This is a genomic window from Pseudarthrobacter linnaei (assembly GCF_055412825.1).
Genome location: NZ_JBVAYX010000018.1, coordinates 12,616 through 38,468 on the forward strand (window position 1 = coordinate 12,616; position 25,853 = coordinate 38,468).

A 25,853-nucleotide genomic window follows, 5' to 3' on the forward strand; every position below is an offset into this window, starting at 1 on the left:
AGTTCCCGGAGGGACGAACAGCATGAACACCCAGACCCGCGAGACCACCTCCATGTCCGATGCCCAGAGCAAGGCCGGCACCCTGATCGAGGCACTGCCGTGGATCCAGCGCTTTGCCGGCACCACCATGGTGATCAAGTACGGCGGCAACGCCATGGTCAACGACGAGCTCCGCCGCGCCTTCGCCGAGGACGTCGTCTTCCTGCACCACGTCGGGATCCACCCGGTGGTGGTGCACGGCGGCGGCCCGCAGATCAACGCCATGCTCAGCCGGCTCGGCATCGAATCGGAGTTCAAGGGCGGGCTGCGGGTCACCACGCCGGAGGCCATGGACGTGGTCCGCATGGTCCTCACCGGCCAGGTCGGCCGCGAGCTCGTCGGCCTGATCAACTCCCACGGCCCCTACGCTGTGGGGATGTCCGGCGAGGACGGCGGCCTGCTCCGCGCGGTCCGGACCGGCACGGTTGTGGATGGCGAGGAGGTGGACCTGGGCCTGGTCGGCGAAGTGATCGGCGTGAACCCGGAGGGAATCCTGGACATCGTCGCGGCCGGGCGCATCCCGGTGATCTCCACGGTGGCTCCGGAAATCTTCGAGGACGGCAGCGGCGACCCGGGCGCCAAGCAGGCGCAGACCACCGGCCAGGTGCTGAACGTCAACGCGGACACCGCCGCGGCGGCCCTGGCCGAAGCCCTCGGCGCCTCGAAGCTGGTCATCCTCACCGACGTCGAGGGACTCTACGCCAACTGGCCTGACCGCTCCTCGCTGATTTCCTCGCTCACCGCATCGGAACTGCGCGCACTGCTGCCGCGCCTGGAGTCAGGGATGATCCCGAAAATGGAAGCCTGCCTCAAGGCCGTTGACGGCGGCGTCGAACGCGCGCACATCGTCGACGGCAGGCTGCCGCACTCGATGCTCCTGGAGACCTTCACGACGGCGGGCATCGGCACCCAGGTCGTCCCGGACGAGGACAACAAATGAACCAGCTGGAAAAATCCCCCGAACTCAGCGCAATCGTCGGGAATAGCGGTCCCGGCACGGGAGCCGACTGGCTCTCCCGTTACTCCTCCTCGCTGCTGGGCGTCTTCGGCACCCCGCAGCGGGTCCTGGTCCGCGGCGCCGGCTGCTTGGTGTGGGACGCCGACGGCAAGGAATACCTGGACTTGCTCGGCGGGATCGCGGTGAATGCCCTGGGCCACGCGCACCCGTTCGTCACCTCGGTGATCTCCAGCCAGCTCGCCACCCTGGGCCACGTCTCGAATTTCTTCACGAGCCCCACCCAGATCGCGCTGGCCGAGAAGCTGCTGGAGATCACCAAGGCCCCGGCCGGGTCCAGGGTGTTCTTTGCCAACTCCGGCACCGAGGCCGTCGAGGCCGCCTTCAAGCTGGCGCGGCGCAACACCGGATCGGAAAAGAAGCCGCGGACCCGGATCATCGCCCTCCAAGGCGCCTTCCACGGCCGCACGATGGGCGCCCTGGCGCTGACCGCGAAGGAAGCCTACCGGGCGCCGTTCGCCCCGCTGCCCGGCGGCGTCGAGCACGTTCCCTTCGGCGACATCGATGCCCTCCGCGCCGCGGTGGACGACACCGTCGCCGCGGTCTTCCTCGAACCGATCCAGGGCGAGGCCGGGGTCCGCCCGCTGCCGGCCGGCTATCTGCGGGCGGCCCGGGAGGCGACCAGCGCCGCCGGTGCCCTGCTGATCCTGGACGAGGTCCAGACCGGCATCGGCCGCACCGGCAAGTGGCTCGCGAGCGGGGACGCCGGGATTGTGCCCGACGCCGTGACCCTCGCCAAGGGCCTCGGCGGCGGCTTCCCGATCGGCGCCCTCGTCACCTACGGCCCGGACACGTCGGCCCTGCTGACCGCCGGCCAGCACGGGACCACCTTCGGCGGCAACCCCGTGGCCACCGCCGCGGCGCTGGCCACCCTGCACGTGCTGGAAACCCAGCAGGTACTGGGCCACGTCCGGACGGTGGGCGGACACCTGCGTGCCGGCCTCGCCGCGGTCGACGGCGTCACCGAGGTCCGTGGCGAAGGGCTCCTGATCGGCTTCGATCTGGACGCCGACGTCGCCCCGGCCCTCGTGGCCGCCGGCCTCGAGGCGGGCTTCATCGTCAACAGCCCCGGCCCGCACACCATCCGCCTCGCACCTCCCCTGATCCTCACCACCGAACAGGCCGACCGCTTCCTCGCGGCACTGCCCGCCCTCCTCCAGACCGCAAAGGATGCCCAGTGACCGCGACTGACATTTCGACCGTGACTTCTACCAGCCAGACCCGCCACTTCCTTAAGGACACGGACCTCACCCCGGCCGAGCAGGCCGAGGTCTTGGACCTCGCCGTCCGGATGAAGGCCGCCCCCTACAGCGTTCAGCCCTTCGCCGCGGAAGGCAGCGGACGCCAGACAGTCGCCGTGATCTTCGACAAGACCTCCACCCGGTCGCGGGTGTCCTTCGCAGCCGGCGTCGCCGACATGGGCGGCAACGCGCTGGTCATCAACCCGGGCGAGGCGCAGATCGGCCATAAGGAATCCGTCGAGGACACCGCCAAGGTCCTGGAACGCATGGTGTCCACCATCGTCTGGCGCACCGGCGCCCACTCCGGGCTGGTGGCCATGGCCGCAAACTCCCGCGTGCCGGTCATCAACGCCCTGTGCGATGACTACCACCCCTGCCAGCTCCTCGCGGACCTGCTCACCATCAAGGAACATAAGGGCGACCTGGCGGGCCTGACCATGTGCTACCTCGGCGACTCCGCCAACAACATGGCCAACTCCTACCTGCTGGCAGGCGTCACCGCCGGCATGCATGTCCGCATCGCCGGCCCGGACGGCTACCTGCCGTCCCCGGCCATCATCGCTGCGGCCGAAGACCGTGCGGCGGAGACCGGCGGCTCGGTGCTCGTCACCGTGGACCCCGCCGAGGCGCTGCTCGGCGCCGACGTCGTCGCCACCGACACCTGGGTGTCCATGGGCCAGGAGGACGAGAAGGAAGCCCGGCTGCAGCTGTTCCGCCGCTACGCCGTCGATGAGGCGGCGATGAAGCTCGCCGCGCCGGACGCTGTCGTGCTCCACTGCCTGCCCGCCTACCGCGGCTACGAGATCGCCGCGGCCGTCATCGACGGTCCGCAGTCCGTCGTCTGGGACGAGGCCGAGAACCGGCTGCACGCCCAGAAGGCCCTGATGGCGTGGCTGATGCACCGTTCCCGGCTGGCTATCGTCGAGGGGCTGGCGCCGGTCGAAGGACTCGGATAGTGTCCGTCCAGCCCGCCTCTCCGGGGGCCAGTCCGGCCACCAAGACGGCCCGGCAGGCGCGGATCACCACGATCCTCACCGGTGAATCGGTCCGCTCGCAGGCCGAACTGGCGGCGCTGCTCGCGGACGACGGCGTCCAGGTCACCCAGGCCACGCTGTCCCGGGACCTGGTGGAGCTGGGCGCGGTGCGGGTGCGCGGCAAGGACGGCGTGCTCGTCTACGCGGTGCCGGGGGAGGGCGGGGAACGCGCCGCCAAGAGCGGCGTCACCCAGGAGATCCTCGACGCGCGGTTGGCCCGGCTCTGCGGGGAACTGCTGGTGAGCGCCGAAGCGTCCGCGAACATCGTGGTGCTCCGGACGCCGCCGGGCGCGGCCAACTTCCTCGCCCTGGCCATCGACCACTCCGTGATGCCCTCGATCCTCGGCACCATCGCCGGCGACGACACCGTGTTGCTGGTCACCCGCGATCCGCTCGGCGGGGCCGGCACGGCCGCCCGTTTCCTGCAGCTCGCCGAGGACGCCGGCACCGGCTGAGAGCACCCGGCCTGAAGATTGGGCCTGCGACCGGGATGTGACAGGCTTTCCGTAGACAAGCTTTCCCTCGATATTTTTCCCAAACAACTAATTTCCCCAAACAACTAAGGAGCATTTCAAGTGACTGAGCGTATTGTGCTGGCCTACTCCGGTGGCCTGGATACATCCGTAGCCATCGGCTGGATCGGTGAAGCGACCGGCGCCGAGGTTATCGCCGTGGCGGTCGACGTCGGACAGGGCGGCGAGTCGCTGGAGACGATCCGCCAGCGTGCCCTGGGCTGCGGCGCCGTCGAGGCCTACGTGGCCGACGCGTCCGACGAATTCGCCGACGAATACTGCATGCCCGCGCTGAAGGCCAACGCCCTCTACCAGGGCCACTACCCGCTGGTCTCCGCGATCTCGCGCCCGGTGATCGTCAAGCACCTCGTCAAGGCCGCCCGTGAGTTCGGCGCCACCACGGTGGCCCACGGCTGCACCGGCAAGGGCAACGACCAGGTCCGCTTCGAAGTCGGCATCCAGACCCTCGGCCCGGACCTGAAGTGCATTGCCCCGGTCCGCGACCTCGCCCTGACCCGCGACAAGGCCATCGCCTTCGCGGAGGACAAGGGACTGCCGATCGAGACCACCAAGAAAAACCCGTACTCGATCGACCAGAACGTCTGGGGCCGCGCCGTCGAGACCGGCTACCTCGAGGACATCTGGAACGCCCCCACCAAGGACATCTACGACTACACCGCGACCCCGGAATTCCCCCCGGCCCCGGACGAGGTCACCATCTCCTTCGAGGCCGGCATCCCGGTCGCGATCGACGGCATCAGGGTCACCCCGCTGCAGGCCATCAAGGAACTCAACCGCCGCGCCGGCGCCCAGGGCATCGGCCGCATCGACGTCGTCGAGGACCGCCTCGTCGGCATCAAGTCCCGCGAAGTCTACGAGGCACCGGGCGCCATGGCTCTCATCACCGCGCACAAACACCTCGAGGACATCACGGTCGAGCGCGAGCAGGCCCGCTTCAAGGCCACGGTCGGCCAGCGCTGGTCCGAGCTGGTCTACGACGGCCAGTGGTTCTCGCCGCTCAAGCGCTCCCTCGATGCCTTCATCGAGGACACGCAGCGCTACGTCACGGGTGACATCCGCATGATGCTGCACGGCGGCCAGGCGATCGTCAACGGGCGCCGCTCCGGGACCTCGCTCTACGACTTCGACCTCGCCACCTATGACACCGGCGACACCTTCGACCAGTCGATGGCGCGCGGCTTCATCGAGCTGTGGGGCATGTCCGCCAAGGTTGCCTCCGGCCGCGACATCCGCGTCGCAGGTCAGTAGCCCGCGTGGCTGAGCAGAAGTCCGAGGCGACAAATGCGGGTGCCCTGTGGGGCGGCCGGTTCGCCGGCGGCCCCGCGGACGCCCTCGCCGCGCTGAGCAAGTCCACGCACTTTGACTGGCGGCTGGCCCGCTACGACATCGCCGGGTCCAAGGCGCACGCCCGTGTGCTGCATAAGGCCGGGCTGCTGGACGACGCCGAGCTCGAGGGCATGCTGGACGCCCTGGGCCGGCTGGATATGGACGTCGCCTCCGGCGCCTACCTGCCGGCGGAATCCGATGAGGACGTGCACGGGTCGCTGGAACGCGGACTGATCGAGCGCGCCGGCACCCAGCTCGGCGGCAAACTCCGCGCGGGCCGGTCCCGCAACGACCAGGTGGCCACGCTGGGAAGGATGTTCCTGCGCGACCACGCCCGGATCATCGCCCGCGGCGTGCTCGCCACGGTCGATGCCCTCGTCGAGCAGGCCAAGGCGCACCGGGGCGTGGCCATGCCCGGCCGCACCCACCTGCAGCACGCCCAGCCGGTGCTGCTCAGCCACCACCTGCTGGCCCACGCCTGGGCGCTGCTGCGCGATGTGCAGCGTTTCCAGGACTGGGACAAGCGCGCCGGCGTCTCGCCCTACGGCTCCGGCGCCCTCGCGGGTTCGTCCCTGGGCCTGGACCCGGAAGCCGTGGCCGCGGACCTGGGCTTCTTCTCCGCCACGCACAACTCGATCGATGGCACCGCCTCCCGCGATGTCTTCGCCGAGTTCGCGTGGATCACGGCCATGATCGGGGTGGACCTCTCCCGCGTGTCGGAGGAAGTCATCCTGTGGGCCACCAAGGAGTTCTCCTTCGTCACCCTGCACGATTCCTACTCCACCGGCTCCTCGATCATGCCGCAGAAGAAGAACCCGGACGTGGCGGAACTGGCACGCGGCAAGGCCGGCCGGCTGATCGGCAACCTGACCGGGCTGCTGGCCACCCTGAAGGGGCTGCCGCTCGCGTACAACCGCGACCTGCAGGAGGACAAGGAACCGGTCTTCGACGCCGCCGACACGCTGGAGGTCCTGCTCCCGGCAGTCTCCGGCATGATCGCTACGCTGACGTTCAATACCGAACGGATGGAGGCCCTGGCACCGCAGGGCTTCGCGCTGGCCACGGATATTGCCGAATGGCTGGTCCGCCAGGGCGTTCCGTTCCGGGAGGCGCACGAGCTCTCCGGCGCCGCGGTCAAGCAGGCCGAAAGCCGCGGCGTCGAACTCTGGGACCTCACGGATGAGGAATACGCCGCGATCTCCGCGCACCTGACGCCGGAGGTCCGTACGGTCCTGTCCACCGAAGGCTCGCTGAACAGCCGGAACTCCCAGGGCGGCACCGCACCGGCCGCCGTCGAGCGGCAGTTGCTCGCCCTCGAGGGTGAGCTCGCCGCCGTCCGCGGATACGCGGGGTAGCACGCGCCGGGCAGTCCCGGCAGGGCCGGCCACTGATGGTCGGGCCCTGCCGGGACTTCCTTCGTTTAAGGTAGGGACATGAGCGAAACGTTCCGCCAGCTGCTGCGTGCCCTGCCCGATTTCCCCGAGGTGCTCCCGGACTTCGACCCGGACACCGCCCCCGCGGACGCCGCCGAACTCTTTCGGCTCTGGCTCGAGGAGGCGCTGGCCGCCGGTGTCCCGCAGCCCAACGCGTGCAGCCTTGCCACAGCGGATGAGCTCGGGAGGCCGTCGTCCCGGATGCTGATCCTCAAGGACATCGATGCTGAGGGCTGGCACTTCGCGACTTCCAGGGAATCCCGCAAGGGGCTCGAACTCGCGGCCAACCCGCACGCCGCCCTGAACTTCTTCTGGCAGCAGCAGGGTCGGCAGGTGCGCGTCACCGGCGGTGTGGTGGAGCTGTCCGCCGAGGCCTCGGCTGCGGACTGGCACGCCCGGCCCGGCGCGGACGGCAGCGACAACCCGGACTGGCAGCTGTACGCCCTCCGGCCCCGGGAGATCGAGTTCTGGCAGGCCCGGCACGACCGCCGGCATCTCCGCCACCGCTTTGGGCCGGAGTCGTTCAGTTAATCGGCATTCGTTCAGGGTGTCCGTATGGCGTTCGTATTAGGATGATCGCCATGACCACCATCACGCCGGAAAAACTCCTGGACGAACTGCGCCGCGCTGCCGGCGTCGTAACTGGAATCGCGGCCACTTTTTCCGACGGGGACCTCAAGGCCCCTTCGGAACTGCCGGGCTGGACGCGCGGCCACGTGCTGGCCCACGTCTGCGGGATCGCGAATGCGATGGCCCGCCAGCTGGAATACGCCGCCCAAGGCGACAGCATAGAGCTTTATGACGGCGGCTACGAGGGCCGGACCCGCGCCATCGAGATGGCTGCCGGGCATCCGATCGCGGAACACCGGGCCGATCTGGACGCCGCCCTGGACCGGGCGCTGCAGGCCTTCGGCGCGCTGGACGACGCCGGCTGGCAGGCGCCCATCAGCTTCCGCGGGGGAGTCGTTGTCGACGGCGGGCTGGCGCTCTGGCGCGAGCTCGTCATCCACGCCACCGACCTCGGCACCGGGCGCGGCCCGGAAACGTGGAGCCGGCCGTTCTGCGAGCACCTCTTCGATTTCCTCGCCGCGCGGGTGCCGGACGGGCAGCGGTTCGTGCTCCAGCCGCTCGGCCTGCCGGCAGTGTCGATCGGTACCCCTGGCGGCCGGTCGACCGCCATCAACGGCATGCTGACCGATATCGCGGCCTGGCTCGCGGGACGCACCCCGAGCCTCGGCAGCCTGCGCGCCACCGCGGCGGCCGACGGCGTGGACCTCCCGGCGCTGCTGCCCTGGCCGGCCGGGGTGCCCGTCACCCCTTAGGACCCGCGCCGAGGCGACATCCGACGCCGATGATCCGTTGCGACGCGGGCGCAAGCTCTCACCTCGGCGACTGGCACTCGGCGCAAAGCGGCCGGCGCTATGCCACGTCGGAGCCCTGCCGGCGTTCCCGGTCCAGCAGGCTTTCCTTGATGTCCAGCCCCCAGCGGAAGCCGCCCAGGCTGCCGTCCGTGCGGATCACCCGGTGGCAGGGGACGAACAGCGCTGCCGCGTTGAAGGCGCAGGCGCTGGCCGCCGCGCGAACGGCTTTGACGTTGCCGGACAGCTCCGCGTACTCGGTGTAGGTCACGGGGTGTCCCGGCGCGACCGTCCTGAGGACATCCCACGCGTGCCCCCGGAATGGACCGGACTTCTGCAGCACCGGCACCGCCATAGCGGGCCCGGGGTTTCCGGCATAGAAATCCTCCACCGCCGCCGAGATGCCGCCGAGCCCGCTGACGGTCTCGTAATCCCCGGGAAGCAGCTCCGGATGGATCTGGCCGGTCAGCTCGCCCGGAACGGCAGTCCACCCCGAGGCCAGCACGGCCCCGTCCCGGGCAATGATGGTGAACGGGCCGTCCGGGGTGGACATGGTCAACAACTGGGCTTTCATCGGATCGCTTTCTTCGGAGTCTGCGGTGGGGCCTGAACTGGAGTCCTTGTTCGTGCCTGCGGCGGAGCGTGCGGGGGTGGCAGAGTCTGAGTCGGGGGCGTTTTGCGCGCCGCGGCCTGGGCCGCCGCTGCAGCGCGCCAGAGGTGCATCGTGGCGTAGGAGCGCCAGGGGCTGAGCTCCCGGAAATCAGGACTCAAGGTGGTGTCCGGGGCCGCTGCCGCGCCGTCCGTCGTCCGGGCGAGGGAGCGGATGCCATTGCGTACCGCTGCGTCGTTGGCCAGGAAGACATCCGGGGCGCCGATCACGCGCATCGCCAGATAGCCCACCGTCCAAGGCCCCACACCGGCGAGGGGCAGCAGTTTGGACTCCAGGCCGGGAAGGTCGTCGCCGTAGCCGAAGTCGAGCCCGCCCGAGGCCATCGCCGCGGCGGCTGCGCGGACGGAATCGATGCGGCGCTGGGGACCGCGGAGCAGTTCGAAACCGTGCCCGGCAATCTGCTCCGCCGTCGGGAACAGCCGGTGCAGGCCGTCCGCCGGGACCAGGCTCTCGCTGCCGGCTGCGGACAGTTGGGTGAGGGCGGTACGGGCGGCGGCGACGGTGATCTGCTGGCCGATCATGGCCCGGACCAGCAGTTCCTGCGGGTCGACGGCGCCGGGCATCCGGATCCCGGCGGTCGCGGCGACACTGGCGGAGAGCCGCGGATCAGACCCCAGCGCACCGTCGATGGCGACCGGGTCGGCGTCGAGGTCCAGCAGCCGCCGGACCCTGCTGAGCAGGGGCGGCAGGTCCCGGAGGTCCACGGCGCCGATGGTCAGCACGAGCGGACGGCCCGGGGAGCCGGCGTCGTAGTCCACCCGGAAGCGGGCGTCGCCATGGGCCAGGCGCAGGGTCCGGGCATAGAAAGTCGGCGAGCCTTGTTCGATCCCCGGGATGGCCCGGACCGCGAGGAACTCGAAGACACCCGGGTCGAACGGCTCACGGTACGGCAGGTTCAATGTCAGTGCCGTCGTCGACTGCGCGGGCGGGCCCGGCGGACGGTGGTGCCGGGCCGTGGCCCGCAGCGCCGAGGGTGTCATGGCGAAGATCTCGCCGATGGTCCCGTTGAACTGGCGCACGCTGCTGAAACCTGCAGCGAAGGCAATGTCGGCGACTTTCATGGTCGTGGAAACGAGCAGGGTGCGGGCTGTCTGGGCCCGGCCTGCCCGGGCCAGCGACAGCGGTCCCGCGCCGAGTTCGTGGCTCAGGATCCGGTTGAGCTGCCGCGAGGAGTAGCCCAGCCGGGCCGCCAGCCCCTCCACACCGTCGCGGTTGATCACACCGTCGTTGATGAGCCGCATCGCGCGTCCGGCAATGTCGGAGCGCACGTTCCAGGCCGGCGTGCCGGGGACGGCCTCGGGCAGGCAGCGTTTGCAGGCCCGGTACCCGGCGTCGTGCGCGGCGGCGGACGTTTCGTAGAAGGTGACATTCCCCGCCTTGGGGGTCCGGGCCGGGCAGGAGGGCCGGCAATAGATGCCCGTGGTGCGGACAGCGGTGTAGAACTGCCCGTCGAACCGGGTGTCCCGGGCATCGATTGCCCGGTAGCGCTGCCAGAAGTCCATGCGTTCATCCTGCCAGCTTCCGGGAGCTGCTGCTAGCGGAAATCGGACACGGCTGTGGAAGGGGAAGGGTGCCGTTTGTTAAAGTCGGAGCATGACGTTGATGCCTCCACTCCGTGTGCCGGGCCGCGGACTCCCTTCCGGCGGGCCGCCCGCGGACGCACTGCGGGAGCTCCTGTCCCTGGACGCCCGGCAGGTGGCGCCCCTGCTGCTCGGCGCGGTGCTGACGCATGGGGGGAGCGGCGGCCCGGTGTCCGTGCGGATCACGGAGGTAGAGGCCTACCTGGGCCCGCATGACTCGCCGCACCCGGACCCCGGCTCGCACACCTTCCGCGGCGCGACCGCGCGCAACGCCCCGATGTTCGGCCCGGCCGGCCGTTTCTACGTCTACTTCACCTACGGCATGCACCACTGCGCCAACATCGTGTGCGGGCCTGCCGGTGTGGCCTCTGCCGTGCTGCTGCGGGCCGGCGAGATTGTGGCCGGCGAGCAGCTCGCGCTCAGCCGGCGGCCGGCGTCGAAATCGCCCAAGGACCTTGCGAGCGGCCCGGCCCGGCTCGCCACGTCGCTCGGAATCACGACGGCGGACAGCGGCAGGGACGCCCTCCAGGCCCCGTTCGGACTGGAACTGCCCGCCCTGCCGGCTGTGGACGTCAGCGCCGGGCCGCGCGTCGGTGTCTCCGGCCCCGGAGGCACCCACGACTACCCTTGGCGCTTCTGGCTGAGCGGTGACCCGACCGTCTCGCGCTACAAGGCCGCGAGGGTGCGGACGGCCTAGCCGGACGGCTGTGGCGGGCGGCTGTGGTTTGGCTGGCGGCTGAAGTGGTTTGGGGGTTCTGGCGGTATTGGCGGTTTCCTGGAACCGGCGGCGGGGGAGGATGGCATTACATGGGTGAGGGCAAGCGCGGGAAACCACGCAGCGAGCTCGAACGGCTCGAGATCTTTGCGCAGCTGGCCGCCGACTATTTCCGGATGGTCGAGCTGTTCAAGCCTGCTGACGGGCCGGTGCCGGCAGATTCCCCCGAGGCGGAACGCCGGCGGTGGCTGGAGCTCTTCCGTGCGGCCCTGCTGCGCAAATTCATCGTCCGGGATGAACACGTGTCCCTCAAACTGGTGGTGAGGGCACTCCGGCTTTGCAACTATGCCGCAGACCACAGGCTCGCGGAGGGGGCGGAATCGGTGGCTGAACAGTTCACCGCCGAGATGGTCCAGGGCCGCCAGCATGAGATGCCCGGAGCGGCCCCGGACGACGGCCGCGAGGTTTTCGAAGACTTTCTCTACGGACGGCTCCTGCACGGGGACGCTGACCGGTTCCGCCGTTCCGAATGGGCGAAGGACCACGACCGCCTGGATGCGGCGGCGGCCCAGCGGTTCGACGCGGAACATGCGCTCAGCAAGGCGCTCGACGTCGTCAGGTACGGGCTGGCGCACGGGCTCCTGCGCTCACCCGCCGCACCGGTCAGCGACCCGGGTCCGGCCAGTAAGGGTGATGGGTGAATCACAGCGAGCACCCCCAGAGAACGATGGCCAGGATTGACTCCACCACCCCGGCGTCGGGTGCGGTTGCAGGCGCCGCCCGCCCTGGCCGAGGTCGGGCGGGGGCCCTGAGCCGTGAACGGCTCTCGTGGGCGCGGCGCCCGGAGCACTGGTCCTTCCTGATGTTGCGGCGGGGCATCGGCCGCCCGCCATCGCGGTCGAGTGTGGCGATAGGAACCCCCGCTGACGCCTGAGACCCCCGCCCCGCCGCTCCGAGCCCGGGGCCAGGCACAGCAACCGGAGTCATTTCGGTTTCGGGCACGGAGTGACGCCGGTCGAGGATCTGCCGACAAGCGTCCTTGTTGCCGGACTTTTCCTCTGGCTGTCCAACAGGATGCTCGGCGCGATGTCAGATATCCCGGCCGATACCATCGTCCGGTTCGTCACCGTGATGGTGTCCTGCCAGGTGCGCCTCGCTTCAGCGTCCGCCGCCGGCACCGGCGTTATCACCGGCCGCAAAGCCGGGAAGCTGCCGCCGGCAGGAGTGGACCATTCCGCACCCCTCGGTAGAATGCCTGCACAAAACTGACATGTGCCGGCGGGGGACAAAAATGGTTGTAGAATGGTTGGTCTGTCTTTTTCGATAGGGGAACGTTCGATGCACGACGCTGATTTGGCCCATGAACGCGACTACGTGGCCGGACTCTACGCCCGGCTGGATGAGCTGCGGGCGGAAAAGCGCGCCCAGCTGGCGCAGGTACGGCGTGCCGGTGCGGTGGGCACCATGCAGAACGTCTCCGAGCGCGACGCCTTCGCCGCGCTGTACGAGGACCGCCTGGCGCAGCTCGACGCCGTCGACGACCGGCTCGTGTTCGGCCGCCTCGACCTCGACTCCGGGGAGGCCCAGTACATCGGCCGGATCGGCCTGACCACCGACGACCTCCAGCGCCTCATGCTGGACTGGCGCGCGCCCGAGGCCGGGCACTTCTACCAGGCCACCGCGTTCGACCGGCAGGGTGTGCGCCGCCGCCGCCACCTGGTCCTGCAGGGCCGCGAGGTCAAAGCGATCGAGGATGACGTCCTCGACGCCGACCTGCTGGCCGACAACGAGTCCCTCCAGGGCGAGGGCGCCCTGCTGGCGGCCCTGAACTCCAAGCGGACCGGCCGGATGTCGGACATCGTGGGGACCATCCAGTCCGAGCAGGACCGAATCATCCGTTCGTCGATTTCTGGTGCCCTCGTCGTCCAGGGCGGTCCCGGCACCGGCAAGACCGCGGTCGCACTGCACCGCGCCGCCTACCTGCTCTACACCCACCGTGACCGGCTCAAGACCGCCGGTGTCCTGCTGGTGGGCCCGTCGTCGTCGTTCATGAAGTACATCGAGCGTGTGCTGCCGTCGCTCGGCGAAACCGGAGTCGTGATGGCGAGTGTAGGGCGCCTGATGCCTGGCATCCACGCCATCGCCGAACCCGATTCCGCGGTTGCGGCGATCAAGGGCAGGCTGGACATGGCCGAGGTCGTGGCGAACGCCGTGGCCAACCGGCAGCGAATCCCGGCGGAGAACCGCGTCCTCGAAGTCGACGGGCGCAAACTTCTGCTCACCCCGCGGCAGGTCCGCCGTGCCCGGGACCGGGCCCGCTCGACCGGCAAGCCGCACAACGAGGCCCGTGTCTCGTTCGTCAAGATCCTGCTGCGCGAACTGACCGAGCAGCTGACGGAACTCGTGGAAGCCGGCAGCATCGGCAACAACGCTGACCGCTCCTACCTGGCGGAGGACGTCCGCTCCGCGCGGGACGTCCGCATCGCCCTGAACCTCTGCTGGATGCCGATGACGCCGGAGAAGCTCATCGGTGAACTCCTCAGCCGACCGGCGATCCTGGCGGCCTGCACCCCCCACCTCACCCCGGCCGAGCGTGAACTGCTGCTCCGGCCCGCCGACGCCCCGTGGACCGAGGCGGACGTGCCGCTGCTGGACGAGGCCGCCGAACTCCTCGGCGAACTCGACGCTGCCGCAGGCCGCGGACTTGCCCAGCAGGAACAGGACCGTGCCCGCGACCTGGCCAATGCCAAGCAGACGCTGGTCAATATGGAAACAGCCGGCGTGGACGTCCTGATCTCCGCGGAAGAGCTCGTGGATCAAAACCAGGAACGCGAAGCCCGGCTGACCGCCGCCGAGCGCGCCACGACGGACCGCAGCTGGGCGTTCGGGCACATTGTGGTGGACGAGGCCCAGGAGCTCTCTCCGATGCAGTGGCGCCTGCTGGTCCGCCGCTGCCCGCTGAAGTCCTTCACCATCGTGGGCGATATTGCCCAGACGAGCTCCGTGGCCGGCGCCAACTCCTGGCACAGCGCCCTCGCGCCCATGTTCGGCGACCGCTGGCAGCTCGAGGAACTCACGGTCAACTACCGCACCCCGTCGCAGATCGCGGAAGCGGCCGCCCGGATGGCCAACGCGGCGGGGCTCGTCGTGTCCGCACCGAAGGCGGTCCGCGAGGGCCGCTGGGCGCCGGTGATCGACCGCGTCGAGCGCGGCGGCATCATCAGCAAGCTCGTGGAGGTCATGCCGGAGGAGTTGGGCGCGCTTGAGGGCGGCCTGCTGGCCGTCATTGCCGACGGCGAGCTCCTCCCCGAGGCGACCGCCGCGCTGCGCACAGTCTATGGCCGCCGCGTCGGCACGGATGCCGGCAGCTACGTGCAGGACATCGTGGTGATCAGCCCCCGTGAAGCCAAGGGCCTGGAGTTCGACGGCGTCGTGGTGCTGGAGCCGTCGGCCATGCTCAACCATGAGCACGGCCGGGTCGGCGACCTGTACGTCGCGATGACCAGGCCCACCCAGCGGCTGCGGCTCATCGCCTCCGCCGGGGTGCCGGCGGGCATCGAGGACTGAGGACCGCCGCCGGGCGCCCGGGCGCCCGGCGGTCACAGGCGCTGACGGCGCCCGGACCCTGCTAACTTAGATTCCGTGTCCCAGCTAAATGATCTACGTTCCCAGCAGAATGACCCCAGCTTCGCCAATGTGTGGCAGGAGCTGAAATGGCGAGGCCTGGTCCACGTCTCAACGGATGAGGCGGAGCTGGAGAAGCTCCTCGCCGGTGATCCCGCGACGTATTACTGCGGATTCGACCCCACCGCGGCAAGCCTGCACCTGGGCAACCTGGTCCAGCTGCTGCTGATGCGCCGGATCCAGCTGGCCGGCCACAAGCCCCTCGGTCTGGTCGGCGGCTCCACCGGCCTGATCGGAGATCCCCGGCAGACCGCCGAACGCGTGCTGAACACCCCCGAGACGGTCGCCGAATGGGTCGGGAAACTGCAGGAGCAGGTCCAGCGTTTCCTCAGCTTCGAGGGCGACAACGCGGCACAAATGGTCAACAACCTTGACTGGACCGCGCCGCTGAGCGCCATCGACTTCCTTCGCGGGATCGGCAAACACTTCCGGGTCGGCACCATGATCAAGAAGGACATTGTTGCCAACCGCCTGAATTCCGACGAGGGGATCAGCTACACGGAGTTCAGCTACCAGATCCTTCAGGGCATGGACTACCTGCAGCTTTTCCGCGACTACGGCTGCGTCCTGCAGACCGGCGGTTCGGACCAGTGGGGCAATCTTACGAGTGGCACCGATCTCATCCGCAAGGTAGAAGGCGAGCACGTCCACGCGCTGGGTACTCCACTCATCACGAACTCCGACGGCACGAAGTTCGGCAAGAGCGAGGGTAACGCCATCTGGCTTGATCCGGAGATGTGCAGCCCTTATGCCTTCTACCAGTTCTGGCTCAACACGGCGGACAGCGACGTGGCGGCACGCCTGAAGGTGTTTACCTTCCTGGGCCGCGCCGAGATTGCGGCCTTGGAAACCGCGGTGGCCGAGCGGCCCTTCGCCCGCGAAGGACAGCGGAAGCTCGCCTACGAGGTGACCTGCCTCGTCCACGGCGTGGACGCCACGGAGAAGGTCATCGCCGCCTCTGCCGCACTGTTCGGCAATGGTGACCTCAGCGTCCTGGACGAGGCCACGCTCAAGGCTGCCACGTCCGAACTCCCGTCGGCCACCGTCGATGCCGGCAGTCTGGGCATTATCGAACTGCTCGTCGCCACGGGCCTGTCGGAGAGCAAGTCCGCCGCCCGCCGCACCGTGGGGGAGGGCGGGGCCTACGTCAACAACGCCAAGGTCGCGGATCCGGACGCCGTGATCGAGCCCGGCCAGCTGCTGCACGGGCGCTACCTGTTGCTGCGCCGGGGCAAGAAGAACCTTGCCACGGTGGAAGTTTCCGCGGCCTAGAACGGCACCGCACGTCATCTGCACCCTCCTGCCCGACCCAGTTGCAAGGTCGGGAAGGAGGGTGTATTGTTTTTTGAGTCGCCACCGCAGAGTGGTGACCAACCCCAACAAAAATAGAGAAGCAATTCTTCTAGCGCTTTCGGCTCCCCTGGAGCACGCGGCGCAGGAGTGAAAATTGCTTCACATTTTCGTGGGCGCAATTGTTCCACCAAGTGGAATTTAGATGAAAATCTGGATTTGCAAAGTGGATATGAATGAAATAAGCTTCAAATATCGCAGCGAAGAAAAAGCGAAACAGAATAATTCAATTGCATTGAATTGTTTCGGGTAGTACTTCGAATGTGTCTGTTGTTTGAGAACTCAATAGTGTGCCAAGTTTGTTGATACCAATTTATTGTATTGAATTGGTTGAATTGATCAGGCCTGCCACCCNACCGGCGACGGCCTAGACCAAGGCCCGCCCGCGGACGACGGACCGGGCCAGGATTTGCCCGCGGACCCAGACCGGGACCCCCACCTGGAACTGCCCCCGGACCCCTTCCCGCACTGGTACCTCAATACGCCCGGCACGGATTCCCTGCAGGAGTCCCGGAGGATCCATCCTGGCCAGCGCCCCTCGAGGACCCTTGCCAGGAGTGCCTGCAGCTCCACTATGGGTGATCGCCTTTAGTCGTCCTCGTCGCCTTTTTCCCAGGATTCGTTGCGGGCCTTAACCTTCTCGAGGGCGTGTTCAGCTTCTTCCCGCGTCTTGTACGGGCCAATCAGCTGGCTCCAATCGGACATGGCGTCCTCTTCGACCTCATGCGTGTTGACGTTGTACCAGTACTCCGGCATCGATGCTCCTCAGCTGATATTTCCTGGCCGTTGTTTATTTGCCTCCGGCCGCGCCTTATATGATCAATGTATGCCTTCTCTCGCCTCGACTGCACCCATCGGTACCCTCGTCCCGGGAGCCGTCAGTCCGCAGCTTCCCGTTCCGGTGTCGATCCCGCGTCCCGAATACGTGGGTAAGCCCGCACCGGCCAAGTTCACCGGCTCCGAGGTCAAGTCGGCGGAGACCATCGAAAAGATCCGCATCGCCTCACGGATCGCCGCGCAGGCGATCGTGGAGGTCGGAAAGCACATCCAGCCCGGCGTCACCACGGACCAGTTGGACCGGGTGGGCCACGAGTTCCTGCTCGACCACAACGCGTACCCGTCCACCCTCGGCTACCGCGGATTCCCCAAGTCCCTGTGCTCATCGCTGAACGAAGTCATCTGCCACGGCATCCCGGACAGCACTGTGGTCCGGGACGGGGACATCCTCAACATCGACATCACGGCCTTCATTGGCGGCGTTCACGGCGACACCAACTACACCTTCCTGGCCGGGGATGTCGATGAAGAATCCCGGCTGCTCGTCGAGCGCACGCAGGAGTCCCTGAACCGCGCCATCCGTGCCGTGGCCCCCGGCCGGGAAATCAACGTGATCGGGCGGACCATCGAGTCCTACGCCAGGCGCTTCGGTTATGGCGTGGTCCGGGACTTTACCGGCCACGGCGTCGGTGAGGCTTTCCACACCGGCCTGATCATCCCCCACTACGACGCCGCACCCGCCTACAACACCGTCATCGAAGCCGGAATGGTCTTTACGATCGAACCGATGCTGACGCTTGGCACCGTGGACTGGGACATGTGGGCCGATGACTGGACCGTCGTGACCCGCGACCGCAAACGTACCGCACAGTTCGAGCACACCCTGCTTGTCACGGAGTCCGGCGCGGAAGTCTTGACGCTCCCCTAATTCCCGCTCCACCAGAAGATCCCGGTCTTCGCCCGTCGGCCTTGGGCCGCACCCTCCTACCCCGCCCCCTGCCACGAACGGAACCACATTGGCCAAGAAGGACGAGAAGTTGAAGAAGAACGCTCCGCTCATCGGCATCGACATCGGTGGCACCGGGATCAAGGGCGGGATCGTGGACCTGAAGAAGGGGAAACTGGTCGGTGACCGCCTGCGCATGCCCACCCCGAAGCCCTCCACACCCGAATCCGTGGCCGAGGTTGTGGCCCAGGTTGTCGCCGAGCTGTCCGCCCGGCCGGACGCTCCGGCCCCCGACTCGCCGGTGGGCGTCACCTTTCCCGGTATCATCCAGCACGGAGTGGTCCACTCGGCCGCCAACGTCGACAAGTCCTGGCTGGAAATGGACATCGACGCGATGTTGACTGCCCGCCTGGGCAGGCCGGTGGAGGTCATCAACGACGCCGATGCCGCCGGCCTTGCCGAGGCACGCTACGGCGCTGGCGAATTCGTGGAGGGGACCGTGCTGGTCATCACGCTCGGGACCGGTATTGGTTCCGCCTTCATTTTCGACGGCAAGCTGGTCCCCAACGCCGAACTCGGCCATCTGGAAATTGACGGATTTGACGCCGAAAGCAAAGCCTCGGCGGTGGCCCGTGAGCGGGACGGCCTGAGCTGGGAAGAGTACAGCGTCCTGCTGCAGCGCTACCTGTCGCACGTGGAGTTCCTCTTCTCCCCCGAGCTGTTCATCATCGGCGGCGGCATCTCGAAGCGCGCGGACGAATATCTGCCGCGGCTGCAGCTGCGCACGCCCATCGTTCCGGCCGAGCTGAAGAACGACGCCGGCATCGTCGGCGCCGCCCTCGAGATCGCGCTGAAACACAAGCTCGCCAAGTAGCCAAAAAAAGAGCTATCACTCGGGGTCGTTCTGAATGCCTAGAACGGCCCGGAGTGATAGCTCTTTTGTTATGTGGTGCCGGTGGTGGCCGCGGCTTCCCCTCCGTTGCCACCACCGGAGTCTGTGAGCCGGCGCTCCTGGACGGGCCTAGAGCTGGCTCTTCTGCTGGCTCGTGCCCTCGCGGCCCTTGGTCTCGGCCTCATGGCGGAGTAGCGAAATGGCGGCTTCGAAGTCCTCCAGGGATTCGAACGCCTGGTAGACGCTCGCGAAGCGCAGGTAGGCGACCTCGTCGAGCCGCTGGAGCGGGTTCAGGATCGCGAGGCCGACTTCATGCGCCTCGATTTCCGCGGCGCCGGACGCACGGATTGCCTCTTCGACTTCCTGGGCCAGCATCGCGAGGTCGTCCTCGGTGACGGGACGGCCCTGGCAGGCCTTGCGGACGCCGTTGATGACCTTGCTGCGGCTGAACGGCTCACCGACACCCGACCGCTTGATCACGGTCAGGCTTGTGGTCTCGACAGTAGTGAACCGGCGGCCGCACTCGGGGCACTGACGGCGCCTGCGGATGGCGGAACCGTCGTCGGCGATCCTGCTGTCCACCACACGCGAATCAGGGTTACGGCAAAACGGACAGTACATGACGTTTCCTCCCCTGTCGCAAGCGAGTGGCCGGACGGTGATCGCGTTGTGGACCGCCGTTATGGATCGCCGGAGCGGTTGGCTCCGCCATCAGTTTACGACTAGATGTAGCTGAATAACAAGCCTGTAATTACTACATGTTGTGGTCAGGTGCCCTGCGGGAACCGGGCGGTGACCGCATCGCCGTGCGCCGGCAGGTCCTCCGCCCCGGACAGGCTCACGATGTGGCCGCTGACCTCCGCCAGGGCGGCACGGGAGTAGTTGACCACCTGGATGGCGCGCAGGAAAGTGGTCACGTTCAGCCCCGAGGAGAACGCTGCGGTGCCGCTGGTCGGCAGAACGTGGTTGGAGCCGGCGCAGTAGTCGCCCAGGCTGACGGGGCTGTAGTCCCCCACGAAGATCGCCCCGGCGCTGCGAATCCGGCCCGCGACAACAGCCGCGTCCGCCGTCATGATCTCCAGGTGTTCGGCGGCGTAGGCGTTGCACGCCGCGATGCCCTGGTCCAAATTGTCCACCAGGACGACGCCGGACTGCGGGCCTGAGAGGGCCTCACGGACCCGCGCACTGTGCTTGGTTGTTGCCGCCTGGCGCTCCAGTTCCACCCGGACGGCGGCGGCGAGGTTCTCGGAGTCCGTGATCAGCACGGACGCCGCCTTGGGGTCGTGCTCGGCCTGGCTGATGAGGTCAGCTGCGACCAGGTTCGGCTGTGCCGTGGCGTCGGCGAGGATCGCGATCTCGGTGGTGCCGGCCTCGGAATCGATGCCGACGACGCCCTTGACGAGGCGCTTCGCCGTGGCGACGAAGACGTTGCCCGGGCCGGTGACGACGTCCACCGGGTCCAGTCCTGCCTGGTCCTCCCCGGCGGGGATACCGTACGCGAAGGCCGCAATCGCCTGGGCGCCGCCGATGGCGTAGACCTCGTCAATCCCGAGCAGGCACGCAGCGGCGAGGATCGTGGGGTGCGGGAGCCCGCCGAAGTCCTTCTGCGGCGGAGATGCCAGAGCGATGGATTCAACACCGGCGGCGAGGGCTGGGACGACGTTCATGATCACGGAGGACGGGTAGACCGCCAGCCCGCCCGGGACGTAGAGGCCCACGCGAGCCACGGGGACCCAGTTCTGGCTGACCACCGCGCCGTCGCCGAGTTCGACGTCGGTGTCAGCCGGCCGCTGGGCGTCGGCGAAAAGCCGCGCGCGCCGGATGGACTCTTCCAAAGCTGCCCGCACGGCGGGGTCGAGCCCGGCCAGAGCCGCCGCCAGCGCGGCGGCGGGGACCCGGGGATGCGACTGCTCCACGCCGTCGAAGGTAAGGGCTAGCTCGCTGAGCGCCTCGAAACCCCGGGTCCGGACGGCGTCGATGATGTCCACGACTTTGTGCTCGGCATCGGCCATGGTGCCGGCCTGCGCCCGGGGCACCGCGGCGCGGAGGCCGGCAAGGGTCAGCCGCCGGCCGCGGAGGTCGACGGTGCGGAAGTTGAGATCGGCGGGAACCGGGGGCGCAGTAACGGCGGGCACGGAGCTGTCAGCTGAAGGGGTCACCCGTTCATTTTACGGGCAGCCCCGGCGGGTCCCGCGCCTGTTACATCGGGGCTGCCGGTTCGGGCCTGCTCTGCGGCCGCGTGGTCGGGCCCCGGACCGGATTCCGGCGTCGTGAAGACAGTGTTCAGGAAGATGGTCAGCGCGGTTGCAGCCGGCCAGATCGCGAGGACGGCGACGGACCGCAGCGAGAAGGCAATGCTGGCGCTGGCCGAGGTGTCCTCGGGCGTTCCCCACCAGAGGCCACACACAACGCCGGTCACCCAGGCGGCAAGGGCGCCCAGCGCGCCGGCACCCACGGCAAGGACAACGTCCCGGCCGGACCGCGCGTCGTGCTTGCTGCCGGAGGCGACGGCGCCGGAAATGCAGCCGGCGAGCAGGAACAGGCCCGCCAGCACCAGGTCCCGCGGCAGCCACCCTTCCGTGTTGCCGCCGCTGCGCAGCTCCGGATCGCCCGAGAGCAGGTTCAGCCCGGAGGGCGCCAGGAGCCACCAGAGCAGCCCTACCGGGATGCCGGCGGCGGCGATGACGGCGGCCTTCCGCCACGACGTGGCCCGGACGCCGGCGTCGTTGCCCGGCCCGCCGGCGTCGTGGCCCGGCCCGCCGGACGCCGCGTCCGGCCCGGAACCCCGGAGCGGGAACCGGGGAGTCTCCTGCGGGGCATCCTGCGGGACCTGGCCGTGCACTGCCGGTTGTGTCATGCAACAAACCTTAACAAGCTTTCCCCCGGCCGGGCCCATGACACTGCGCATCCGCGGGTGACGTTCCACATGACGCCTCCGGGTAAACAAGTACCGCCGCCGTTCGCGGGCGCAATACGCTGGCAGGTAGGAACATCACACACGTGCAGCAGGGAGTTGGATCGCAGTGGCCACAGAGGACCAAGCCTTCGAGGGAACCTTTAAGGAACTGTTCCGCCGGCATGCGGCCGGCGTGGCCATCATCACCGCCAACTTCAACGGCGTCCCCTTCGGTTTCACGGCAACCTCGGTGGCTTCGCTCTCGGCGAAGCCGCCCCGGTTCACGTTCAACATGGCCCGCACGTCCAGCTCCTGGCCGGCCGTGGCCAACACCACCTACATCGGCGTCCACATGCTGGGGCTGGAGAACCAGGCGCTGGCCGACCGCTTTGCCCGGACCAGCAACCGCTTCGAAGGCGATCACTGGGAGCTCGGACCCCACGAGGTGCCGATCCTGAATGACGTGGCGGGCTGGCTGATCGGCAAGGTCCAGATGCGGCTCTCCTTCGAGAACAACGCCGTGGTGGTGGTCGAGGTCGTGGAAGGCGAGGTGGGCGCCGGCGGCGCTCCCCTGCTCTACCACTCCGGCGCTTACGGCCAGCCCGCGCCGCTCGATTACGAGATCTGACCGGCTACTTCGCCTCGCGAGGTGACCCTTGACGCCCATGTTCTGGAGCGGCATGGGCGTTAGCTGTCAGCTTGCGGGCGCGCGGCCCAACCCGGGACCGCGAACCCCTGCACATCAGTTGTCCAGGCAGGTCGGGCCGAGCAGCACCTTCAGGTCCCCGAACAGGGAGGGGCTGGGGTTCACCCGCAGATGCACGGGCAGGCCCATGATCTCCACCCTGGAGTCGCCCTGCAGGTGCAGCCGGACCTCGGACTTGCCGCGGTGTGTGCGCAGCACGTCCCCGAGCTCGGTCACGACCGCTTCGGTCGCCTTGTGGGTCTGCATGGTGATCACCACCGGGCCGTTGAGGCCCTCGCTGAGGTCCGGGACGGACAGTTCCATGCAGTTGAGGGCGACGGCGCCGTCATCGCGGCGCTGCAGCCTTCCCTTGACCACCACGATCAGGTCTTCGGCGAGCACGGAGGCGATGGGGCCGTAGACCTGGCCGAAGAACATGACCTCGACGGAACCGCCCAGGTCCTCGATTTCCGCGCGGGCGTAGGCGTTGCCGCTGGCTTTCGCGATCCGCCGGCTCAGTGAGGTGATCATGCCGGCGATGGTGACAATGGTGCCGTCATGCGGGCCGTCCTCAGCGATGAGCGAGGTGATGGACTGGTCGGCGTGCTGGCTCAGGACACCCTCGAGCCCCTGCAGCGGGTGGTCGGAGACGTACAGGCCGAGCATGTCCCGTTCGAAGGAGAGCTTGTCCTTCTTCTCCCATTCGGGCAGGTCCGGGATCTCGATGCTCAGCGAGGCCTCGGATTCGGCCTCGTCGAACCCGGCGAAGAGGTCGAACTGGCCGATCGCCTCATTGCGCTTGAGCGTGATGACGGAGTCGATCGCTTCTTCGTGGATCATCGCCAGGGCGCGCCGGTGGTGGCCGAGGGAATCGAATGCGCCGGCCTTGATCAGCGATTCAATGGTGCGCTTGTTGCACACCACCGCCGGAACCTTCACCAGGTAGTCCTTGAAGGAGGTGTAGGCGCCTTCCTTGTCCCGGGCGGCCACCATGGCCTCGACGACGTTGACGCCGACATTGCGGATGGCACCCATGCCGAAGCGGATGTCGGTGCCGACGGGGGTGAAGTTCAGCGCGGATTCGTTGACGTCCGGCGGCAGCACCGTGATGCCCATGCGCCGGCATTCGTTGAGGTAGATCGCCGACTTGTCCTTGTCGTCTCCGACGCTGGTGAGCAGGGCGGCCATGTACTCGGGCGCATAGTGGGCCTTGAGGTAGGCGGTCCAGTAGGAGATCACGCCGTATGCGGCCGAGTGCGCCTTGTTGAAGGCGTAATCGGAGAACGGCAGCAGGATGTCCCAGAGGGTCTTGACAGCGGCCATGGAGTAGCCGTTGTCCTGCATGCCCTGGGAGAAGCCGGCGAACTGCTTGTCCAGCTCGGATTTCTTTTTCTTGCCCATGGCGCGGCGCAGGATGTCGGCCTGGCCCAGGGTGTAGCCGGCGAGCTTCTGCGCCACGGCCATGACCTGCTCCTGGTACACGATCAGGCCATAGGTGCCGCCAAGGATTTCGGAGAGCGGTTCCTCCAGCTCCGGGTGGATCGGGATGACGTCCTGGATTTTGTTCTTGCGCAGCGCGTAGTCGGTGTGCGCGTTGGCGCCCATGGGTCCGGGCCGGTAGAGGGCCAGCACGGCGGAGATGTCTTCGAAGTTGTCAGGCTTCATGAGCTTGAGCAGGGAGCGCATCGGGCCGCCGTCGAGCTGGAACACCCCCAGGGTGTCGCCCCGGGCCAGCAGCTCGTAGGACGCCGTGTCGTCGAGTTCCAGCGCCTCCAGGTCCAGGTCCTCGCCGCGGTTCATCTTGATGTTCTCGAGGGCGTCGGAAATGATCGTGAGGTTCCGCAGTCCGAGGAAGTCCATCTTGATCAGACCGAGGCCCTCGGACGTGGGGTAATCGAACTGGGTGATGACCTGCCCGTCCTGGAAACGGCGCATCACCGGGATGACGTCGATGATCGGGTCCGAGGACATGATGACGCCGGCCGCGTGGACGCCCCACTGGCGTTTCAGGCCCTCGATGCCGAGCGCCGTCTCAAACACCTTGGCGGCTTCCGGGTCCGTGGCGATCAGCTGCCGGAAGTCACCGGCCTCGCTGTAGCGCTTGGAGTCCTTGTTCTGGATGTCCGCCAGCGGGATGTCCTTGGCCATCACGGCCGGCGGCAGGGCCTTGGTCAGCTGCTCGCCCATGCTGAACGGGTAGCCGAGCACGCGCGAGGAGTCCTTGAGCGCCTGCTTGGTCTTGATGGTGCCGTAGGTGACGATCATCGCGACGCGCTCGTCGCCGTACTTGCGGGTGACGTAGTCGATGACTTCAGAGCGGCGCCGGTCATCGAAGTCGACGTCGAAGTCGGGCATGGAAACGCGGTCCGGGTTGAGGAAGCGCTCGAAGATCAGGCCGTGGTGCAGCGGATCGAGGTCGGTGATGCGCATGGCGTAGGCCACCATGGACCCGGCGCCCGAGCCACGTCCGGGACCCACCCGGATGCCGTTGTTCTTGGCCCAGTTGATGAAGTCGGCCACCACGAGGAAGTAGCCCGGGAACCCCATGGACGTGATGACGCCGAGTTCGTAGTCGGCCTGCGTGCGCACCTTGTCCGGGATGCCCTTGGGATAGCGGTACTGGAGTCCCTTGTCGACCTCCTTGACCAGCCAGGACGTTTCGTCCTCCCCCTCGGGGCAGGGGAAACGGGGCATGTAGTTGGCGCCGGTGTTGAAGGACACTTCACAGCGCTCGGCGATCAGGAGGGTGTTGTCGCACGCCTCCGGGTGGTCGCGGAACAGTTCCCGCATCTCCTGAGGTGACTTCAGGTAGTAGCCGCTGCCGGAGAAGGCGAAGCGCGAGCCGCCATTGTCGTACGTGGGCTCCAGCAGGGTGGAGCCTGACTGGATGGCCAGCAGGGCCTCGTGCGCCTTCGCGTCGTGCTCGTGGGTGTAGTGAAGGTCGTTGGTGGCCACCAGCGGCAGGTTCAGTTCCTTGGCCAGACGCAACAGGTCACCGGTGACGCGCCGCTCGATGTCCAGGCCATGGTCCATGAGTTCGCAGAAGTAGTTCTCGGCGCCGAAGATGTCGCGGAACTCGGCGGCCGCCTCGACGGCTTCCCGGTACTGCCCGAGCCGGAGCCGGGTCTGGACCTCACCGGACGGGCAGCCGGTGGTGGCAATCAGGCCTTCGGAGTAGGTGTTCAGCAGTTGGCGGTCCAGCCGGGGCCATTTGCCGAAGACGGAGTCCAGGGAGGCGAGCGACGAGGCGCGGAACAGGTTCCGCATGCCCACGTTGTTGTAGCTGAGCAGCGTCATGTGGGTGTAGGCGCCACCGCCGGAGATGTCGTCCTTGCGCTGGTTTTCCTCGCCCCAGCGGACGCGGGTTTTGTCCGTGCGCGCCGTCCCCGGTGTGACATAGGCCTCGACGCCGATGATCGGTTTGATGCCCTGGTCCGTGGCCCGTTTCCAGAAGTCGAAGGCGCCGAAGAGGTAGCCGTGGTCCGTCGTGGCGAGGGCCGGCATGCCGAGCCGCTCGGTTTCATCGAACAGTTCACTGAGCCGGGCGGCGCCGTCCAGCATCGAGTACTCGGTGTGGTTGTGGAGATGGACAAACGAGTCGTTGCTGGAAGTCACCGAATCATTCTAGTGCCGCGCACCGACCTTTCGGCGCGGCACCCCGGCCGCCGCCCGATCTGCC

At 67.9% G+C, this 25,853-nt stretch carries 23 protein-coding genes; 16 read left to right on the forward strand and 7 right to left on the reverse strand.

Features of this window, described 5'->3' with window-relative positions:
* The first annotated feature begins 22 nt into the window (after window positions 1-22).
* From argB to ACZYZ3_RS14555, 8 genes are all read left to right on the forward strand, one after another.
* Window positions 23-979, forward strand: coding sequence for an acetylglutamate kinase (argB, locus tag ACZYZ3_RS14520; protein ID WP_463964518.1), 957 nt, complete (start codon window positions 23-25; stop codon window positions 977-979).
* Window positions 976-2,235, forward strand: coding sequence for an acetylornithine transaminase (locus tag ACZYZ3_RS14525; RefSeq protein ID WP_463964519.1), 1,260 nt, complete (start codon window positions 976-978; stop codon window positions 2,233-2,235). Before argB ends, ACZYZ3_RS14525 begins: the two co-directional genes overlap by 4 nt.
* A gap of 20 nt (window positions 2,236-2,255) precedes the next feature.
* Window positions 2,256-3,251, forward strand: coding sequence for an ornithine carbamoyltransferase (gene argF / locus ACZYZ3_RS14530; protein WP_463964520.1), 996 nt, complete (start codon window positions 2,256-2,258; stop codon window positions 3,249-3,251).
* Entirely contained in the window at window positions 3,251-3,784 is a 534-nt protein-coding gene (locus ACZYZ3_RS14535) for an arginine repressor (RefSeq protein WP_463964521.1), read from the forward strand. Before argF ends, ACZYZ3_RS14535 begins: the two co-directional genes overlap by 1 nt.
* A gap of 120 nt (window positions 3,785-3,904) precedes the next feature.
* Window positions 3,905-5,110 carry an argininosuccinate synthase gene (locus ACZYZ3_RS14540; protein ID WP_463964522.1) on the forward strand — a complete coding sequence of 402 codons (1,206 nt, stop codon included), beginning with the start codon at window positions 3,905-3,907 and terminating at the stop codon, window positions 5,108-5,110.
* 5 nt (window positions 5,111-5,115) lie between these two features.
* A complete protein-coding gene (gene argH, locus ACZYZ3_RS14545) occupies window positions 5,116-6,543 on the forward strand; it encodes an argininosuccinate lyase (RefSeq protein WP_463964523.1) in 1,428 nt (475 codons plus the stop codon).
* A gap of 78 nt (window positions 6,544-6,621) precedes the next feature.
* Complete coding sequence (locus tag ACZYZ3_RS14550; RefSeq protein WP_463964524.1) at window positions 6,622-7,152, forward strand: pyridoxine/pyridoxamine 5'-phosphate oxidase; 531 nt, start codon at window positions 6,622-6,624, stop codon at window positions 7,150-7,152.
* 50 nt (window positions 7,153-7,202) lie between these two features.
* Window positions 7,203-7,943, forward strand: coding sequence for a maleylpyruvate isomerase family mycothiol-dependent enzyme (locus tag ACZYZ3_RS14555; protein ID WP_463964525.1), 741 nt, complete (start codon window positions 7,203-7,205; stop codon window positions 7,941-7,943).
* Between the two features lie 97 nt (window positions 7,944-8,040).
* On the opposite strand, the gene ACZYZ3_RS14560 is transcribed toward ACZYZ3_RS14555, so the two are convergent.
* Both ACZYZ3_RS14560 and ACZYZ3_RS14565 read right to left on the reverse strand, forming a co-directional pair.
* A complete protein-coding gene (locus ACZYZ3_RS14560) occupies window positions 8,041-8,553 on the reverse strand; it encodes a methylated-DNA--[protein]-cysteine S-methyltransferase (RefSeq protein WP_463964526.1) in 513 nt (170 codons plus the stop codon).
* Window positions 8,550-10,151: an AlkA N-terminal domain-containing protein gene (locus ACZYZ3_RS14565; RefSeq protein ID WP_463964527.1), complete on the reverse strand. Its 1,602-nt coding sequence runs from the start codon at window positions 10,149-10,151 to the stop codon at window positions 8,550-8,552. The genes ACZYZ3_RS14560 and ACZYZ3_RS14565 overlap by 4 nt, the downstream gene beginning before the upstream one ends.
* Before the next feature lie 100 nt (window positions 10,152-10,251).
* Between ACZYZ3_RS14565 and ACZYZ3_RS14570 the strand changes: the two genes are divergently transcribed.
* The 5 genes from ACZYZ3_RS14570 to tyrS all read left to right on the forward strand — a co-directional run bounded on the left by ACZYZ3_RS14570 (window position 10,252) and on the right by tyrS (window position 15,900).
* Window positions 10,252-10,926, forward strand: a complete 675-nt coding sequence (locus tag ACZYZ3_RS14570; protein ID WP_463964565.1) for a DNA-3-methyladenine glycosylase — start codon at window positions 10,252-10,254, stop codon at window positions 10,924-10,926.
* A 110-nt stretch (window positions 10,927-11,036) separates the two neighbouring features.
* Window positions 11,037-11,645 (forward strand): hypothetical protein, encoded by a 609-nt coding sequence (locus tag ACZYZ3_RS14575; protein ID WP_463964528.1) that lies wholly within the window; start codon window positions 11,037-11,039, stop codon window positions 11,643-11,645.
* A 385-nt stretch (window positions 11,646-12,030) separates the two neighbouring features.
* Window positions 12,031-12,213: a hypothetical protein gene (locus ACZYZ3_RS14580; RefSeq protein ID WP_463964529.1), complete on the forward strand. Its 183-nt coding sequence runs from the start codon at window positions 12,031-12,033 to the stop codon at window positions 12,211-12,213.
* Window positions 12,214-12,282: 69 nt separating this feature from the next.
* Window positions 12,283-14,511 (forward strand): HelD family protein, encoded by a 2,229-nt coding sequence (locus tag ACZYZ3_RS14585; RefSeq protein ID WP_463964530.1) that lies wholly within the window; start codon window positions 12,283-12,285, stop codon window positions 14,509-14,511.
* A 75-nt stretch (window positions 14,512-14,586) separates the two neighbouring features.
* Entirely contained in the window at window positions 14,587-15,900 is a 1,314-nt protein-coding gene (gene tyrS / locus ACZYZ3_RS14590) for a tyrosine--tRNA ligase (RefSeq protein ID WP_463964531.1), read from the forward strand.
* Between the two features lie 666 nt (window positions 15,901-16,566).
* Here tyrS and ACZYZ3_RS14595 read toward each other — a convergent pair.
* Complete coding sequence (locus ACZYZ3_RS14595) at window positions 16,567-16,734, reverse strand: SPOR domain-containing protein (protein WP_128081649.1); 168 nt, start codon at window positions 16,732-16,734, stop codon at window positions 16,567-16,569.
* 70 nt (window positions 16,735-16,804) lie between these two features.
* On the opposite strand from ACZYZ3_RS14595, the gene map reads away from it, so the two are divergent.
* Both map and ppgK read left to right on the forward strand, forming a co-directional pair.
* Complete coding sequence (gene map / locus ACZYZ3_RS14600) at window positions 16,805-17,683, forward strand: type I methionyl aminopeptidase (protein WP_463964532.1); 879 nt, start codon at window positions 16,805-16,807, stop codon at window positions 17,681-17,683.
* Between the two features lie 88 nt (window positions 17,684-17,771).
* Complete coding sequence (ppgK, locus tag ACZYZ3_RS14605) at window positions 17,772-18,575, forward strand: polyphosphate--glucose phosphotransferase (protein ID WP_463964533.1); 804 nt, start codon at window positions 17,772-17,774, stop codon at window positions 18,573-18,575.
* 147 nt (window positions 18,576-18,722) lie between these two features.
* Here ppgK and nrdR read toward each other — a convergent pair whose 3' ends face one another.
* From nrdR to ACZYZ3_RS14620, 3 genes are all read right to left on the reverse strand, one after another.
* Window positions 18,723-19,214: a transcriptional regulator NrdR gene (gene nrdR, locus ACZYZ3_RS14610; protein WP_463964534.1), complete on the reverse strand. Its 492-nt coding sequence runs from the start codon at window positions 19,212-19,214 to the stop codon at window positions 18,723-18,725.
* Between the two features lie 146 nt (window positions 19,215-19,360).
* On the reverse strand, window positions 19,361-20,752 hold the full coding sequence (hisD, locus tag ACZYZ3_RS14615) for a histidinol dehydrogenase (RefSeq protein WP_463964535.1): 1,392 nt from the start codon (window positions 20,750-20,752) through the stop codon (window positions 19,361-19,363).
* Entirely contained in the window at window positions 20,749-21,450 is a 702-nt protein-coding gene (locus tag ACZYZ3_RS14620; protein ID WP_463964536.1) for a hypothetical protein, read from the reverse strand. The genes hisD and ACZYZ3_RS14620 overlap by 4 nt, the downstream gene beginning before the upstream one ends.
* A 166-nt stretch (window positions 21,451-21,616) precedes the next feature.
* Here ACZYZ3_RS14620 and ACZYZ3_RS14625 point away from each other — a divergent pair, with 166 nt between their 5' ends.
* Window positions 21,617-22,117, forward strand: a complete 501-nt coding sequence (locus ACZYZ3_RS14625; protein WP_463964537.1) for a flavin reductase family protein — start codon at window positions 21,617-21,619, stop codon at window positions 22,115-22,117.
* A 114-nt stretch (window positions 22,118-22,231) separates the two neighbouring features.
* On the opposite strand, the gene dnaE is transcribed toward ACZYZ3_RS14625, so the two are convergent.
* Window positions 22,232-25,789, reverse strand: coding sequence for a DNA polymerase III subunit alpha (gene dnaE / locus ACZYZ3_RS14630; RefSeq protein ID WP_463964538.1), 3,558 nt, complete (start codon window positions 25,787-25,789; stop codon window positions 22,232-22,234).
* Between the last annotated feature and the right edge of the window lie 64 nt (window positions 25,790-25,853).

Bases quoted from the DNA above. Each gene is read 5' to 3' on its own strand.
- argB (WP_463964518.1), top strand. From the start codon at position 23: ATGAACACCCAGACCCGCGAGACCACCTCCATGTCCGATGCCCAGAGC.
- ACZYZ3_RS14525 (WP_463964519.1), top strand. From the start codon at position 976: ATGAACCAGCTGGAAAAATCCCCCGAACTCAGCGCAATCGTCGGGAAT.
- ACZYZ3_RS14550 (WP_463964524.1), top strand. From the start codon at position 6,622: ATGAGCGAAACGTTCCGCCAGCTGCTGCGTGCCCTGCCCGATTTCCCC.
- ACZYZ3_RS14555 (WP_463964525.1), top strand. From the start codon at position 7,203: ATGACCACCATCACGCCGGAAAAACTCCTGGACGAACTGCGCCGCGCT.
- ACZYZ3_RS14560 (WP_463964526.1), bottom strand. From the start codon at position 8,553: ATGAAAGCCCAGTTGTTGACCATGTCCACCCCGGACGGCCCGTTCACC.
- ACZYZ3_RS14565 (WP_463964527.1), bottom strand. From the start codon at position 10,151: ATGGACTTCTGGCAGCGCTACCGGGCAATCGATGCCCGGGACACCCGG.
- ACZYZ3_RS14570 (WP_463964565.1), top strand. From the start codon at position 10,252: ATGCCTCCACTCCGTGTGCCGGGCCGCGGACTCCCTTCCGGCGGGCCG.
- ACZYZ3_RS14575 (WP_463964528.1), top strand. From the start codon at position 11,037: ATGGGTGAGGGCAAGCGCGGGAAACCACGCAGCGAGCTCGAACGGCTC.
- ACZYZ3_RS14580 (WP_463964529.1), top strand. From the start codon at position 12,031: ATGTCAGATATCCCGGCCGATACCATCGTCCGGTTCGTCACCGTGATG.
- ACZYZ3_RS14585 (WP_463964530.1), top strand. From the start codon at position 12,283: ATGCACGACGCTGATTTGGCCCATGAACGCGACTACGTGGCCGGACTC.
- ACZYZ3_RS14595 (WP_128081649.1), bottom strand. From the start codon at position 16,734: ATGCCGGAGTACTGGTACAACGTCAACACGCATGAGGTCGAAGAGGAC.
- map (WP_463964532.1), top strand. From the start codon at position 16,805: ATGCCTTCTCTCGCCTCGACTGCACCCATCGGTACCCTCGTCCCGGGA.
- nrdR (WP_463964534.1), bottom strand. From the start codon at position 19,214: ATGTACTGTCCGTTTTGCCGTAACCCTGATTCGCGTGTGGTGGACAGC.
- ACZYZ3_RS14620 (WP_463964536.1), bottom strand. From the start codon at position 21,450: ATGACACAACCGGCAGTGCACGGCCAGGTCCCGCAGGATGCCCCGCAG.